The sequence below is a fragment of the Bacillus sp. AFS053548 genome (genome assembly GCF_002575105.1).
In the GTDB taxonomy this organism is placed as follows: domain Bacteria; phylum Bacillota; class Bacilli; order Bacillales; family Bacillaceae_G; genus Gottfriedia.
The window spans coordinates 79194-94616 of record NZ_NUHI01000012.1 but is presented as its reverse complement, the minus strand read 5'-3'; the positions used below and the strand labels follow the sequence as shown (position 1 = coordinate 94616).

Below are 15423 nucleotides of genomic sequence, written 5' to 3'. Positions count from 1 at the left end.
AATCGTATTATGCTGTTTTTTTGAGAATATCACAAATTGATGAAAATCGGACTAAAGATTAGGAGGAAAAAAATGATTGATTTGTTATTAGTTAATGGAACTGTTATCACAATGGACACAGAAAGAAGAATTATCGAAAATGGCTCCGTTGCTATTCACAATGGGAGAATAATAGACATTGATCTGAGCGAAAACTTGAAAACTAAGTATGAGGCGAAAAAAGTAATTGATTGTAGTCATCAATGTATTTTACCTGGATTAATAGATGTTCATGGTCATGGTGGTCATTCAATGTTTAAAACAATTGCGATGGAGAATATCGATTTTTGGATGCCGATTATGACGAATACGTATAAGCATTATGTGACGGATGATTTTTGGTATTACGAAGGAAAGCTATCAGCACTTGAAAGATTAAAAGCGGGTATTACAACAGGTGTTAGTGTGTTAGGGTCAGTGCCAAGATCTGATGATCCAATATTTGCGATAAACCATGCAAAAGCTTACAACGAAGTAGGAGTTCGTGAAGTAGTTTGTACAGGTCCGTGTAACCCACCATGGCCACATTCATTTAGTAGATGGGTTGATGGGAAAAGAATTGAGAAAGAAGTTACTTATGAAGAAGTACTAAAAGGAGCAGAAGCAGTTATTGAGGCATTGAATCATGCAAATGATGATCGAACAAGAGCTTTTATTACACCATTTGTTATTGTAACGTCTGTTGATCCTTCCTATCCGACTTCTCCGGATCGACTTTACGGGTTAACAAAACATGATCTTTATCAAGCTAAAAAAATAAGAGAGATTGCTAGGAAATATAATACAAGAATTCATTCAGATGCATTTGGTGGAATGATTCATTTAGCCATTCAAGATAAAGAAAATGCGCTACTAGGTCCTGATGTTCATCTTCAGCATTGTCGAGGTATTTCATTCGATGAAGCCAAAATATTAGCTGAAACTGGTACAAACATTAGTGCTTCTCCTGGTTTTGGGCAAGTTAATGCACGTACACCAATCACAGAATTAATTGAAATGGGGGCAACTGTTGCGATTTCTACAGATGGTACCTCACCATCTACGAGCTTTGATTTATTCCAAGCAATGAGGAAGACACAGTTTGTACATCAAGCAGCTCTTAGAGACTATTACTATTTACCACCAGGTAAGCTTTTAGAAATGGTAACAATTGATGCAGCAAAATGTATAGGTTGGGACGATGAAATAGGTTCACTAGAAATTGGAAAAAAAGCAGATGTCATCACAGTTAATCTTCATCAACCACATTTGACTCCAGAGTATATGCATGTTCATCGGTTAGTATTTCAAGCTGTGGCAAATGATGTAGACCATGTGATTGTTGATGGAAAACTTATTATGGAAGGCAGAAATGTAAATACCGTTCATGAAAGCACAGTTTTAAATGAAGCAAATGAAGAAGCATTTGCAACGATAAAACGCGCTGGATTAGAAAAATATATGCAACCTACAAAGTATTTCTGGGGACATGCTCGTGCTTATGTTGATGAGATGAGATATGTTGAAAAATAAAGTGAAATTTTCAAATTCGAAGGGAGAAAAAATGAAAACGAAGCTAAAGGGAAGATATGTAATTGGTTTTGACGGAAGTGAACATGTCATATTGAAAAATGCAGAGATTGTATATGAAAAAGATACAATTTTGTTTGTTGGAAAAAACTATACGGAAGAAGTAGATCAAGTAATTGACGTTGGAAACGCAATCCTTAGTCCTGGTTTTATTGATTTAAATGCGTTAGGTGACATTGACCATGATATTTTACATTTAGAAGCGAAATCAAATAGACAAAAAAATCTCCTTTGGTCTGAGGAGTTTGTAAAAAATGGGCATCATGAGCTAATGAGTGAGGAGGAAGAAGCATTTAAATCTATATATGCATATTCGCAGCTTATCTTAAATGGAATCACTACTGCTATGCCGATTACATCCGTTTTTTACAAAAATTGGGCTGAAACTTTTGAAGAGTTAGAAGCTGCCGCAAATCATGCAGGAAAACTAGGGTTGAGAATTTACCTTGGACCAAGCTATCAAGCTGGAATTAGAGTAGTCGAACCAGATGGAAACGTCAAAATTCATTGGGATGAAAAAGCGGGCGAGGAAGGATTAGAAAGAGCAGTAAAGTTTGTTGAAACCTTTGATGGTGCATTTGATGGATTGGTCAGAGGGATGTTAGCTCCAGAAAGAATCGAATCACAGACTGAAGAAATATTGATAAAAACAAAATATTACAGTGACAAATTAAACGTTCCAATCAAGCTACATGCTGCGCAAGGAAGTTTTGAATTTAATACAATTTTAAAAGAACACGGAGTTACACCAATTAAATATTTATATAATCTTGGATTCCTAGGTCCAAATACAGGAATACCACATGCTCATTTTGTATCGGGCTATAGTGGAGCGAATTACAATATTGATAATGATATTTCACTTCTGAAAGAAACAAATACTACTGTTATCCATTGTCCACTTATTATAGGAAGACACGGAGAAGGGCTTGAATCGTATGCAAAATATAGGAAGGAGGGAATCAATATTGCATTAGGTACTGATACTTTCCCTCCAGATATTTTTCAAAATGTCCGTACTGGTAGCATGCTTTCAAGACTTGTAGAGAAAGATGCTGAAGGATCTACATACGCAGATTTCTTCAATTCGATCACTCTAGGAGCAGCGGCATTTCTTAATCGCGAAGATATAGGCCGAATAGCAGTCGGTGCAAAAGCAGATATCATTGCAATTGATTTAAATGGATTCCATATGGGCGTTATTGATGATCCAATTCGAACAATGTTTGTAAGTGGTTCAGGTAGAGATGTAAAACTATCAATTATAAATGGCAGAATTGTGATGCAAGATCAAGAAATTCCTAATCTTGATATAGAGGTATTAAAACAAAAAGGCCAAGTGTATTTTAATAAGATGAGAAAAGGATATATGGAAAGAGATTACGAACAACTTCCTGAAAATGATCTATTTCCACCATCTTTTAAAAGGCTTGAATCAATTAAAGAACTAGAAGCAAAGTCAAATAATTAAAAAATAAGTAAAGAAACTGAAAAAACAGGTAAAGATATTCAAAAATAATTATCAGAATATTATATATAATTAGATAAATATTTATAAGACAACTTTAATAGGGAGGCAGTGCCATTGAAACCAAAATCGGGAATAGGTAAATTTTTTCTAGTACTATTTTCTGCTGTCACAATTACAGGATGTTCATCTAATCAAGACGTAGGTACGAAAGCAAATGGACAAGCAAATGATTCAAAAGGAGGAAGCACGCTAGTAATTGCTCGGTTATCAGATGCCGAAAATTTAGATCAGCAATTTATGTCTACAATAAATGCAGCAAGCGTTACCCATCATAAAATTTATGAAGGTCTAGTCCAGCGAGATAGTAATAACGAAATTCAACCAATGCTAGCAGAGTCATGGAATCAAATCAATGATAAAACTTGGGAATTTAAACTACGACATGATGTGAAGTTTCACGATGGTACACCATTTAATGCAGAGGCTGTAAAGAAAAATTTTGATCGTTTATTAGACCCAAAAGTTGCTTCACCAAGAGCTGTAGTATTCAAAATGGTAAAAGAAGTTAAAGTAGTCGACGAATATACAGTTCAATTTATTTTAAGCGAGCCTTTCTCACCACTTCTTTCAATTTTAGCAAATCATGAAGGTGGAATTATAAGTCCTAAAACAATTGATAAATATGGTAAGAATATTATTCAAGAACCAAACGGAACAGGTCCATTTAAATTTAAATCATGGTCCCCAGGACAGGATATTATATTAGTTAAAAATGAAGATTACTGGGGGAAAAAACCAAAGATTGACAAGGTTGATTTCAAGGTTGTTCCAGAAGATTCAACAAGAATTTCGATGATTGAAACAGGAGAAGCTCAAATTGCAGAACCACTCCCAATAGCAGTGATGAATCAAGTTGAATCATCCTCGGCTATGGAAGTATACCGAAGTGAAGGTTACGGAACTGAGTATATCGGATTCAATGTAACAAAAAAACCGTTTAATGACGTACGTGTACGTAAAGCAATCGCTCATGCAGTTGAAATGGATTCGATTATTAAAGGTGTATATAACAATGTCGGTAAAAAAGCAAATTCAGCAATGGGCTCAAAAGTATTCGGATACGATGAGCAATTAAAAGCATACAATTACAATTTAAAAGAAGCAAAGAAACTATTAACAGAAGCTGGATATCCAAATGGATTTGATGCAACAATCCTAACGATGGATAGTAAAGAACGAGTAAATTTAGCAGAAGTTATTCAATCACAATTAAAAGGAATTGGCATTAATTTAAAAGTACAAGTGATGGAATACGGTTCGTTCGTTGAAAAAGTAAATAAAGGTCAATCAGAAATGTTTATTATTAGCTGGAGAAACGCAACAGGAGATGCTGATTACAATCAGTACAACCTATTCCACTCAGACTCACGCGGCGCTGCTGGAAACACATTCTTCTATAGCAATCCAAAAGTTGATGACTTAATTAATGCTGGAAGAAAAGAAAAAGACGAAACAAAACGTAAAGAAATCTACGCCAAAGCACAAGAAATTGAAATGGATGATTCACCTTATATTCCTGTAAGAGTAATTGAAAATGTCGCTGCAATCTCGAAAAATGTAAAAGGCTTCTCAATCAGCCCTTCAGGCTATTTAGAGATTAACGATGTAACAATTAAATAATCTGATTTTTCTGCAAGTGGAGGTTCATCCTGATTTAGGGGTGAACTTTCTTTTTTGTAGAAGTAAAAACAGGGGGAATGCGGAAATAACGTCCTCATACAGGGTTCATGAGGAAGTAAAACAGCAAAAAGAAGAAAAGTACTTCCTCATAGAGGGTTCATGAGGAAAAAACATACTTATAATAGACTTTCAATCACCACTAGCTCTACTTAAACAATTTTTACTTGTATATAGAAATAATATCTTCGATGAAATAGTGTATATTTTGGTTGATTTAGGGATAAAAATTTTTTGATAAAAAGTTTAGAGCATTCTTAAACACGGAATTTAAAATTCTTACTTTTGTTTGATATTTTAAAAGAAATTTAATCTATTTTTTAATCTTTTACTATATTTTTTCTGATTCATGGCATAATTACAGCTTTCTAGATTCGTATTGAAGATTGGCTTTTTTACTTGTGTTTAAAGATTAACTTTTCTTTGATGAATAAGTTGATTGGAACGGAAGGATGTTCGACTCCTATGGGAGATGCGGGAAGCCTGAGACCCCGCAGGAACGAGGAGGCTCAGGTCACGCCCCATGGAAAGCGAACATCCTGTAGTGGAAATCAACCAACGCACACTTATTTAAAAAAGGTTTACTTTACATTTGTTTGACGTAGACAATTAGTAAAAATACCTTAAAAATATGTAAATATACTAAAATCAAAATATTTCAAACAGACTTATAATTAAAATAGAATCAAAAATTAATGTGGGATGGAAGGGTGAGTATATTGTCAAAATCGTATTGGTTAACAAATGTGAGTCTGGAAAATGGTTTTACTTATAATGACAATGAAGTGATCAACGGAACTGCAACTGGAAAGTACAATGTTAAAATTGAAAATGGAAAAATTGCTTCTATTCAAGTAGTTAGTGATTTAATTTCAGATCAATTGCCTCAATATGATGTGCAAGGCCTTCTAATGGTTCCTTCATTTAAAGAAATGCATATTCATATTGATAAAACTTATTATGGTGGACCATGGAAAGCGTGTATGCCAGCAACAAATGGTGTAAAAACACGTATTGAAGAAGAGCAAATTTTGTTACCAAAATTATTACCAACCGCGAAAGAAAGAGCAGAAAAGATGCTAGATCTACTATTAAGTTACGGTACGACTCACATTCGTACACATTGTAATATTGATCCAGTTATCGGATTAAAAAACTTAGAAGCAACGCTGCAAGCTTTAGAAGGATATAAAGATAAATTAACACATGAAATTGTTGCATTTCCACAACACGGACTTTTAAGAAGTCACTCTGTCGAACTAGTAAGAGAAGCTATGAAATATGGAGCAAATCTAGTAGGTGGTGTTGATCCAGCTTCAATCGATGAAAACATCGAACGTTCTCTTGAGACGATTATGGAAATAGCAGTTGAATCAAATTCTGATATCGATGTTCACTTACATGATCCAGATCATCTTGGATTATTTACAATGCAAAGATTAGCAACATTAACTGAAAAAGCTGGATGGCAAGGAAGAGTTACAGTAAGTCATGCAAGTGGATTAGCTGATCTTTCTGTTCCAGATGCTACTGCGATTGCTGAGAGATTTGCTGATTTAGGAATTTCAATTACTTCTACGGTTCCAATTTTTAGAACAATTCCAATTCCTTTACTAAGTGAAAAAGGTGTAAAAGTTGAACTAGGTAATGACAGCATTACTGATCATTGGACGCCATTTGGAATTGGAGATAATCTTGAAAAAGTTGGACGACTTGCTGAAAGATTTAGATATATTGAAGAAAAAACACTTGCTAATAGTCTTGGATTTATTACAGGCGGAGTAACTCCTTTAAATAATGAAGGTGAAAAAGCATGGCCAAATGTAGGCGATGAAGCAAACATCGTACTTGTAGAAGCTACTTGCTCAGCTGAAGCAGTTGCGAGACGAGCAAAGCGAGCTGCAGTTATTTTTAAAGGTAATGTTGTAAGTGGTTCAATTTCAAATCTTGAATCAACAACAGTTTAAGTTTTATTAAAGAGAGTGATGAGATGAATCAATCATATTGGCTTAAGAATGTAAAACTTGATAGCGGGTTTGTATTGGAAGATGGAAAAATTGATAGTACTGAGACTACTCTTTATAATTTACTAATTAATGATGGAAAAATTGAACAAATACAATTGGCTAATTTTCCATTACAAACAGATCTACCAGTTCAGGACGCAAAAAATTTACTGGCTTTACCTGCTTTTAAAGAAATGCATAATCATTTAGATAAGACTTATCTTGGAATTCCATGGAAGGCTTGTATTCCTGCTGCAAATTTAGTAGAGAGATTAAATTTAGAAGCAGCTGAACTTGTTGAATTAGCAGAAACAGGTCAACATCGTGCTGAACAAATGCTTCATCTATTATTAAAAGGTGGCGCAACTCATGTTCGAACACATGTTAATATTGATCCGTTTATTGGTTTGAAAAATTTAGAAGAAATTCAAAAAGCACTTTACACTTATAAAGATAAAATGACCCATGAAATTGTTGCGTTTCCTCAGCATGGATTACTTCGTACAAATAGTAAATCATTTATGAAAACAGCGATGAGAGAGGGAGCAACGATTGTCGGAGGATTAGATCCTGGTGGTATTGATCAAAATATTGAACTTTCATTATTTGAAATGGTTGATCTAGCAGTACAGTTTGATGCTGATATAGATATTCATATTCATGACCCAGGCCATCTTGGTTTTTATACTATACAAAAACTAGTTGCATTTATTGAACAAGCTGGTTGGTATAATCGCGTAGCAGTAAGTCATGCATTTGCGTTAGGTGATGTGCCGAAAAATGAATCAGTTGAAATGGCTAGCAAACTAGCAAGCTTAGGCGTATCAATTATGTCGACTGTCCCGATTAACAGAGTAATGCCACCTGTTGATTTATTACATTCAAAAGGTGTACAAGTTGCTTTAGGTTGTGATGGTTTCTATGATTCTTGGTCTCCACATGGAACAGGAGATATGTTAGAAAAAGCAGGCAGATTAGCTGAGAGATATAATTGGAAAGATGAATACGGACTTTCTCAAACATTGCAATTTATCACGGGTGGGTTAAGGACTCTTGATGAAAAGGGTAACCAGTTATGGCCAAATGTAGGAGATGAAGCAAGCATGGTTTTAGTAGATGCATCATGTTCTGCAGAGGCTGTAGCAAGACGTGCAAAACGTGCTGCTGTAATTGCTAATGGAAATATTGTTTATGGTGGACTGAATTACGAATCAGTTTTGAAATAAAGTAACAATTGAATAAAAGAAGGGGTGAGATTCATGAAATCTAGCTATTGGTTAAAAAATGCTCGATTAGAAATTGGGTTTGAAAAAGAAGACAGCAAAGTGGTCGGTACTGCTACTGAATTATTTCATCTTTTTATTGAAAATGGAAAGATCACTCGAATAACAAAAGAAGAAACGGATATTACTAGTGAATTTACTGTTCAAGATGCAGACGGTTTACTAGTTTTACCTTCATTTATTGAAAAGCATGTACATCTTGATAAAACGTTAATGGGTGATGTATGGAGAGCTTGTACTCCAACTTCTAGTGTGATTGAACGTTTTGAATATGAAAAAATGGCCTTGCCGACGATTGCATCAAGTACGAAGGAACGGGCAGAAGCTTTACTTGAAATCCTTTTAGCTTCAGGATCTACCCATGTGAGAACGCATGTTGATATTTACCCAGAGGTTGGAATAAGAAATTTAGAGCAAGTCGAACAAGCACTAACTAATTATTCGAACCGACTTAGCTCCGAAGTTGTTGCATTTGCTCAGCATGGATTATTAAGGTCAAATGCTTTCAATTATGTCAGAGAAGCTTTAAGAAATGGAGCAGGAATTGTTGGCTCAGTTGACCCTGCTATTGTAGATCAAAATATTGAAGAGTCATTATACCAACTATATAATTTAGCAGTTGAAGCTGATGCAGATATTGATATACATTTACACGATCCAGGTCATCTAGGCTCATTTACGATGAAGCGTATTGTAGAATTTACTAAACAAGCAGGCTGGGAAGGAAGAGTAGCAATCAGTCATGCATTTGGGATAGGCGATATCCCAAGGGAAGAAGCGTACGAATTGGCAAACAGCTTTAGAGACGCTGGAATTTCGATTGTTACAAGTGTTCCAATTAATAGACAAATGCCTCCAGTGGATTTACTAAATGAGCGAGGTGTCGAAGTAGCAGTAGGTAATGATAATATTTTTGATGTTTGGTCGCCACTCGGAACAGGCGATATTCTGGAAAGAGCGGGAAGACTAGCTGAACGCTTTAGATGGATTGATGAAGTATCATTAGCACAAACATTAAAATATATTACGGGTGGAAAAACTCCATTAGATACTGATGGGAACCAAGTATGGCCCAAAATAGGAGATTCTGCAAATCTAGTATTAGTAGATGCAAGCTGTTCAGCCGAAGCAGTTGCTAGACGCGCAAATCGTAAAGCAGTAATATATAATGGGAAAATTGTTAGTGGTTCCTTAAGTGAAGAAAGATTGATTCGTAAATAAATAGAACAATTAGAATCGGATAGGAAAAAGCTAAGTGGGCTTCCGCTAATCCCACTTAGCTAATGTTAAAAAAGGATGCCAAAAAGCCTCCCCAAGGAAAATAAACATCCAAACAATAGACTTTAAACTACCTATCCTGTCCGGAACAAAAGGAACAAAGCTTTGTAAAACCTAAATATTAGAAGAAAAAGGATCTCTAGAATTATCTAGATTTCCTTTTTCATTTTTTCATATTAAGAAAGGGAACTAGAAAGATTATTCGACGTCGTAGCCAATTTTAGGAATTAAGTATAAGTGCAACAACGCATTTGTCTTTGCTAAAGGCTCGTTTGTCGATGAGTTTTTTTAAATAATTTGAGAAAGCAGGCTGTAAAATGGTTCGTTCTTACCTATTATTACTTTTCTGTGTAATCTGTTGGGGAAGTAATTTTATTTTTGGTTCAATACTAGTAAAAGAATTTCCACCAGTATTATTGTCAGCGTTAAGATTGTGCTTTATATTACTATTTATGGCTTTCTATGCATTAATGAAGAAAAAGTGGAAAAAGATTAAGACAAAAGATTGGTTTATGATTATTTTACTTGGGTTAATTGGTACTTGTATTAATCAATGGTCATTTTATTCCGCTTTAGAAACAACCCATCCAACCACTTCTGCATTAATACTTGCGCTTGCTCCTCTTACTACATCTTTTTTAGCTTCAATATTTTTAAAGGAAAGACTAACAAAAGGTTTTGTATTAGGTTCAATTATCGCTTTTATAGGTGTTTTTTTTGTGATTACAAACGGACAAAAACTTCAAATTACAATTGGCTTGGTCTGGATATTTCTAACTATGCTCACGTTTTCAATCTCAATTATTATGATTAAAAAGCTTACGGAAAGCTATGAATCCACCACAATTACTCTTTACTCTAATTTTATTGGTTTTGGAGGTTTATTACCGATTGCGCTTTTTTCAGAGACAACTGGGGCGTTGAGTAAGGAAGCGATGCCTTGGATACTATTAATTGTAACAGCTATTGTTATGCATGGGATTTGTACTTTAATTTGGAATCACCAAATTCAAATTGTCGGAGCATCAAAAGCGGCTATGTTTCTTAACTTAGAACCATTTATTGCAATGTTAGTTGGATTGATTGTCTTAAAAAATAATATAACCGCATCTCAATTATTAGGTGGAGCACTCATTATTATTGGTGTTTTTCTTTCAACTTCATTAAAATGGAGAAAGGTGACTAAAGACCCAGTCTATATAAAAGACACAAAGAATTTTTAAGCAAGAGGAGGAGGAAACTATGAAAAACGTGAGAGTTTCTACTACTCTTTTTTCATCGGTTCAATGGCTATTTTTTATTTTTGCGAATACGATTGTAGTCCCTATATCAATAGGAGCTGCATTTCATTTGCCTTCAGATGTTATTGAAAGTACGATCAGAAGTTCACTAATTTTTACTGGTATAGCATCCGTTTTACAAGGATGGATTGGTCATAAATATCCGGTAATGGAGGGGCATTCTGGTTTATTATGGGGAGTTATGCTGAATCTAGGATTATCAGCCTCTGCTTTTGGGTTAAGTTATACAGAGATTGGAGGAGGAATGGCAACAGGATTTATTGCAGCAGGTATTGTTACATTACTTTTATCAGCATTCAATTTAATTTCATTTCTTCAAAAAATCTTTACCCCAATGGTTATGACAGTTTATTTATTTTTACTTTCATTTCAGCTCATATTTGTATTCTTTAAAGGAATGCTTGGAATTACGAGTAAAGGTGAAATCAGTATATCAATCAGTATACTTTCTGTATGCATCGTATTATTTGTTAGTATTTTAAAATTAAAAGGTTCTCGTATTATCAGCAATTTTTCAATATTAATTGGCATTATCGTAGGGTGGTTATTCTACTCGATTTTATTTGGATCAGATGCAAAAGAAGTAGGGGCAGCAGGTGCGCATTTTTCTTTATTCCCTTTAGGAGCACCTAATTTAGAAATAGGTATAATTGCGATTTCATTTTTTGCAGGAATTATGAATTTAAGTAATACATTTGCATCAATTAAAGCTGCGTCTGATTTATTAAAAGAAGAAGCGAATACAAAACAATATCGTTTTTCACTATTTTTCACAGGCAGTTTTACAATTATTGCTGCATTATTTGGAATTGTTCCATACACTCCATTTACATCATCACTTGGATTTTTGCAAAGTACACAAATATATGAAAGAAAACCATTTATATATGGGGGAGCACTGCTAGCAATAATTGGCGTACTTCCACCATTAATTTCATTTTTAGCAACTATGCCTGTAACAGTTGGAAATGCAGTATTATTTGTTGCATATCTTCAATTGTTTGGAACAGCATTTAGTAGTACAAATGGAAAAGTATTCACATCAGATACAATTTTTAGACTGGCAGCTCCAGTTTTAGTTGGAGTAAGCTTAATGAATATTGCTCCTGGAACATTTGGAAATCTACCAATGATTGTTCAACCATTTTTAACAAATGGACTGATTATGGGTGTCATTCTTTCAATTATATTAGAGAAGTCGATTAACTGGAATCAGTTTGAGAAGGTAAAAGGATAAAAAAAGGCTCGAGGAAAAGATCCTCGGGCTTATTTTAATTTAGAGAAATTAACTAATTTTTGAAGTTCTTTTTTAAATTTAGTATTTAAAGGACTAAGCCATCTTTTAGGTACAATCAAATGTTTGCAATTCGTACTATTTAAATAACTGTAGATAATTTGAGCTTCGTCGATTTCATCGCGGCTTACATCTTTAGAAGGTTGATTATTATTATTTTTGAAGTAATCAAGTGAATTTGAATACATTTGTTCAATCAATTGATCAAGTGAATCGTCTTCAATTTCTACCAATTCACAATGCAATATTTGTGTCCGACAGATTAGAAAATACTTAAATTTGTTTTTTTCTAATTGTTCAATTGTAATAATATTATGATTTTGTTCAGTAAATTCGATTAGTTTTTCTTTATTAGTTAAAGACTTTACCATTTCAATCCAATCCCTGTATTTTGCTGCAGCCTCAAAATCAAATTGTTCAGATGCAGATAACATAAGCTTTTCCATTTCTTCAAGCAGACCCAAGTCAGTACGATTAAGAAATCGAATAACTTTATCAATTATCATATTGTACTCTTCAGGCGCTGATCCACCTAGACATACTCCATTACATGTCCCTAATGAATAATTTAAACATGCGCTATTCTTAACTGCCAGATGACCACAATTAATTTTAAAGCATTCCTTAATGCCAGTAACTGCTCTTTCAAGAGTACTTCTACTTGTAAAAGGACCAAATATTAATACATTTTCACTTTCAATTGGCTCATAACTAATTTCAAATGAAGGAACCTTCTTATTTAAGTTGATGACTAAGTAAATAAATGATTGCGGACTTTTCATCATACGATTATACATTGGTTTAATTTCTTTAATTAAATGACACTCAAGCATGAAAGCATCGAATTCAGTATCAGTCAATAAATAGTCAAAATCCTTTAAATGGGTTACCAGTTTTTTCACTTTTGGTGAATGTCCCTTTGAATTTTGAAAATAAGATTGAACTCGTTTTTTTAAGCTTTTTGCTTTTCCGACATAAAGGATTTGACCTTTTGAATCCTTCATTAAATAAACGCCAGGGGATAAAGGCAGATTTTTCACTTTTTCTTGTAGATTAATAGTAGTTCATCCCTTTTCTTGTAAGTATAATCTCATTTTAACATGAGAAAGGAATGAAAAGTCAGAACAATTATGTGGAATAACCTCAACAAAATTTAATATAAAAAACATAATTTAAAGTCTTAATACACGCATAAAAGAACGACTACACGCGTAAAAATTGACTACAGATGATTTAAAGGAGAAGTGATCCTAATGAAAACGATCTATACGACATCCTCTTTCTCCAATTGGATTCTAGCTTGTATTGTTAATGTATTAATAATTTGGTTATGCAGTTTATTTGCTGATTTAGTCAACTGGAAGTATGCTGACATGGGATTCTTCCTATACTTTGTCATTCTAGTATTCTATATTATTTGTTTAAAATTGAATGAAGGATTCCCAGCACTTTTTCGGAAATTTGTACTCCGTAAAAAATTCGATTTAGTTAAAGTATCTGCTTACGAAGTAACTATTATTCTAGTAGCTATTTTTCACGTAGTAAGAGCGATTGTGATTTATAAGGATGCTCTTAGTGCCGTATTTTGATTCAATCTAATTGACCTTCATTAAAAAACGAGGGAATCCTAACAGTCTAACTAGTTAGGAGAACCCTCTTTTTTTATTTTTAATGGAAAAAAAGTTTTTAAAAACTTTAAATAAAGAGCAGTGACAAATTGCAAATAATATTAGGGGAACTCAAATAAAAAAAGAGTGATGACAAAAAGCTTGAGCTGCAAATAAGTCTTAGAGTACTGCAAATAAAGAGCCATTTTGTGCAAATAAAAGATGAAATGTTGCAAATAAACAGCGTACTGCAAATAAAATCTGAAAATCGCAATTAAAAATAGCAAAACTACAATTAAATTTAGAGAATCGCAATTAAAAATAGTAAAACTGCAATTAAATTTCAAGAATAGCAAATAAACTTAATAATTACCTATACTGGTTAGGGTATTTTGACCTGGGAGTTGGACGATTGTAGACACTTTCAATGTAAAGATGCTCTTATTCTTACTAAACCGAATAAAATATCATAAAATCCGCTGATTATGGATCGATTATGCCAACTACAATAAAAAAACGCAGCTGAGATACCTCAATTACTGTTCAAGACAATAATATGATGTACTTCATTCTAATAAATTTTTAGATACGGATCATAATTAGTATATAATCTTCATAGGTGATGAAAATGTTTTTAAAAAAAATTACACTTTTGCGCGATGATATTAATTCCTTTAGCCAATATCCGTTTTCAATTCCTTCCATTAAATTTTTTGATAAATTGAACCTAAGAAGTAATGTAACCTTTTTTGTAGGTGAAAATGGTTCTGGAAAGTCTACATTATTGGAAGCTATTGCTGATAAATGTGATTTTAATACAGCAGGTGGGGGACGTAATAATAATTATGAAGTTTTTGCAGCGGAGTCACAGCTTGGGAATTACATAAGACTTTCTTGGTTACCGAAAATTTCGAATGGATTTTTCTTACGAGCAGAATCTTTTTATAATTTTGCTACTTACTTAGATGAATTAGATGCTCCAGCAAATGAAAAATATGATAGCTATGGGGGACAGTCACTCCATCATCAATCACATGGGGAATCATTTTTGTCTCTATTTTTAAATCGATTTAATGAAACGGCAATCTATTTGTTAGATGAGCCTGAAGCAGCGTTGTCTCCAGCTAGGCAATTAACATTTTTAAAAATAATTCATGATTTAGTAGAAAATGAAAATTCGCAGTTCATTATTGCAACGCATTCTCCAATTCTACTGGGTTATCCAAATGCAGACATTTTAAGCTTTGATCATGGAGAAATTTCTAGAATTGATTATGAAAATACGGATCACTATCAAATTACTAAATATTTTTTACAAAACAGGGAAAAATTTTTAAATGATTTGTTACGTGATGATGAGTGAAGCTAAAAAAACGCAGTTTCAGACTGTTGACAAACGCTTGCAATCAGTCTGAAAATCAAGCTATTAGTACTTTGTCTACAAACTCAGTTCACCTATGTGAAACTGAGTTTTTTGTTATTCTTGCTCTATTAATTCATTCGGTAATATAAATTGTCCATTTTCGTCAGCGTGAAGATCAACAACTTTAAAAACAGCATCTAAATTTAATGGTCCATAAATATGAGGAAATAATTGCCCAAAGTTTTCAGTATCTTCATATACGATTTTTGAATTTGTTTTTTCTTCATTAATGCAAAGTATTTTTAAATCAGTTGCACCTTTAAAGAATAAGTTTGCGATTTCAACAGTTTGCTTAAGGGCTGAACAATGGATAAAACCCTCGTTGTTTAAACTATCAGGTGAATATTCACCAGAATTATTTGCATTTTGCCAGTCTTTGTTTCCAATAATATGTAAAATCATTTTGGTTCTCCTT

General features: G+C 33.5%; 12 protein-coding genes. 10 read left to right on the top strand and 2 right to left on the bottom strand.

Features of this window, described 5'->3' with window-relative positions; translation table 11 throughout:
• Window positions 1-72 precede the first annotated feature (72 nt).
• From CN946_RS06810 to CN946_RS06775, 8 genes are all read left to right on the top strand, one after another.
• Window positions 73-1551, top strand: a complete 1479-nt coding sequence (locus tag CN946_RS06810) for an amidohydrolase family protein (RefSeq protein WP_098860451.1) — start codon at window positions 73-75, stop codon at window positions 1549-1551.
• 31 nt (window positions 1552-1582) lie between these two features.
• Window positions 1583-3079, top strand: a complete 1497-nt coding sequence (locus CN946_RS06805; RefSeq protein ID WP_098860497.1) for an amidohydrolase family protein — start codon at window positions 1583-1585, stop codon at window positions 3077-3079.
• A 114-nt stretch (window positions 3080-3193) separates the two neighbouring features.
• Window positions 3194-4759: a glutathione ABC transporter substrate-binding protein gene (locus CN946_RS06800; RefSeq protein WP_098860450.1), complete on the top strand. Its 1566-nt coding sequence runs from the start codon at window positions 3194-3196 to the stop codon at window positions 4757-4759.
• A 752-nt stretch (window positions 4760-5511) separates the two neighbouring features.
• The gene (locus CN946_RS06795; protein ID WP_483295372.1) at window positions 5512-6783 is read left to right on the top strand and encodes an amidohydrolase family protein; all 1272 of its coding nucleotides are present in this window, start codon (window positions 5512-5514) and stop codon (window positions 6781-6783) included.
• A 23-nt stretch (window positions 6784-6806) separates the two neighbouring features.
• A complete protein-coding gene (locus tag CN946_RS06790; protein ID WP_098860448.1) occupies window positions 6807-8048 on the top strand; it encodes an amidohydrolase in 1242 nt (413 codons plus the stop codon).
• Between the two features lie 33 nt (window positions 8049-8081).
• Complete coding sequence (locus tag CN946_RS06785) at window positions 8082-9326, top strand: amidohydrolase (RefSeq protein ID WP_098860447.1); 1245 nt, start codon at window positions 8082-8084, stop codon at window positions 9324-9326.
• A 374-nt stretch (window positions 9327-9700) separates the two neighbouring features.
• Entirely contained in the window at window positions 9701-10606 is a 906-nt protein-coding gene (locus tag CN946_RS06780; protein WP_098860446.1) for a DMT family transporter, read from the top strand.
• Between the two features lie 19 nt (window positions 10607-10625).
• Window positions 10626-11921 (top strand): uracil/xanthine transporter, encoded by a 1296-nt coding sequence (locus tag CN946_RS06775; RefSeq protein ID WP_098860445.1) that lies wholly within the window; start codon window positions 10626-10628, stop codon window positions 11919-11921.
• A gap of 29 nt (window positions 11922-11950) precedes the next feature.
• On the opposite strand, the gene CN946_RS06770 is transcribed toward CN946_RS06775, so the two are convergent.
• Window positions 11951-13018 carry a GIY-YIG nuclease family protein gene (locus CN946_RS06770; protein WP_353616186.1) on the bottom strand — a complete coding sequence of 356 codons (1068 nt, stop codon included), beginning with the start codon at window positions 13016-13018 and terminating at the stop codon, window positions 11951-11953.
• Window positions 13019-13231: 213 nt separating this feature from the next.
• On the opposite strand from CN946_RS06770, the gene CN946_RS06765 reads away from it, so the two are divergent.
• The gene (locus CN946_RS06765) at window positions 13232-13567 is read left to right on the top strand and encodes a hypothetical protein (protein ID WP_098860443.1); all 336 of its coding nucleotides are present in this window, start codon (window positions 13232-13234) and stop codon (window positions 13565-13567) included.
• Between the two features lie 646 nt (window positions 13568-14213).
• Window positions 14214-14948: an AAA family ATPase gene (locus tag CN946_RS06760; protein ID WP_098860442.1), complete on the top strand. Its 735-nt coding sequence runs from the start codon at window positions 14214-14216 to the stop codon at window positions 14946-14948.
• A 114-nt stretch (window positions 14949-15062) separates the two neighbouring features.
• Here the strand turns inward: CN946_RS06760 and CN946_RS06755 are convergent, their stop codons facing one another.
• Window positions 15063-15410 carry a DUF952 domain-containing protein gene (locus tag CN946_RS06755; protein ID WP_098860441.1) on the bottom strand — a complete coding sequence of 116 codons (348 nt, stop codon included), beginning with the start codon at window positions 15408-15410 and terminating at the stop codon, window positions 15063-15065.
• Between the last annotated feature and the right edge of the window lie 13 nt (window positions 15411-15423).